The sequence below is a fragment of the Flavobacterium sp. LC2016-23 genome (genome assembly GCF_009674775.1).
In the GTDB taxonomy this organism is placed as follows: Bacteria; Bacteroidota; Bacteroidia; order Flavobacteriales; family Flavobacteriaceae; genus Flavobacterium.
On record NZ_WKKE01000103.1, the window covers coordinates 1 to 302 of the forward strand.

Genomic DNA, 302 nt, shown 5'->3' on the forward strand with positions numbered 1-302 from the left:
CTTGTTTTTACAGTATTCGAAACATCACCGTCGCAGGTATCGGTTGCGATTGGGAATTGTGCCTGTGCAGCCGTTAAAGCTTCAGCATCGCTGCATTGCACCGTTACGTTTAAAGCACCTGCCGCAGTGGTCCAGGTTGGCGCGGTAGTATCTTCGATAGTAATCACTTGGGTGAAAGTATCAGAAGTATTTCCACAATCGTCTTTTACGATCCACGTATTGGTATAGGTTCCTGCGTTGGCGCAAGTCTCTGACGGAACAAATGCGCCGCTTGTTTTTACACTATTCGAAACATCACCGTC

General features: G+C 47.4%; 1 protein-coding gene. It reads right to left on the reverse strand.

From position 1 onward, the window contains the following. Positions 1-302 (reverse strand): hypothetical protein (locus tag GJU43_RS23020; protein WP_195760097.1); only part of this gene is annotated, 302 nt, incomplete at both ends.